Annotated in this window: 1 protein-coding gene; it reads right to left on the bottom strand. The window is 59.5% G+C overall.

Features of this window, described 5'->3' with window-relative positions:
* On the bottom strand, window positions 1-251 hold a 251-nt coding region (locus tag JG677_RS08655), incomplete at its 3' end, for an Arm DNA-binding domain-containing protein (RefSeq protein WP_200286235.1).
* Between the last annotated feature and the right edge of the window lie 127 nt (window positions 252-378).

Consider the following 378-nt stretch of genomic DNA (forward strand, 5'->3'; position numbering starts at 1 on the left):
GCTTCCTTTGCCGCGTCGCGGGTTGCCAGTGGGTCGCTTCCGGAGGCAAGGAGCTTGCGTTGATCGGCGGCCAACTGCCGGGCTTGGCCGAGTGTGACGGCAGGGAAGGGGCCTAGCCCCATTTCGCGGCTGCGGCCATCCAGCTTGTAACGGAAGATCCAGCTGGTGTCGCCGCTCTTGGATACCTGGAAGTACAGGCCATCGCCATCATTGGTTTTTCCTGGCGTTGCAGCCTTGGCTATCGACTCCACGGTCTTGCTGGTCAGCTTGCCTATTACTCGCTCCTACTCCAACACACCCCCTCAACCCACACTCTGACCCACACCTTGGTTGCTGATTTTATGGATGGCTACGGGATGTCTTGGGACAGACCCTAAG

The organism is Campylobacter sp. TTU-622, assembly GCF_016598965.1.
In the GTDB taxonomy this organism is placed as follows: Bacteria; Campylobacterota; Campylobacteria; order Campylobacterales; family Campylobacteraceae; genus Campylobacter_D.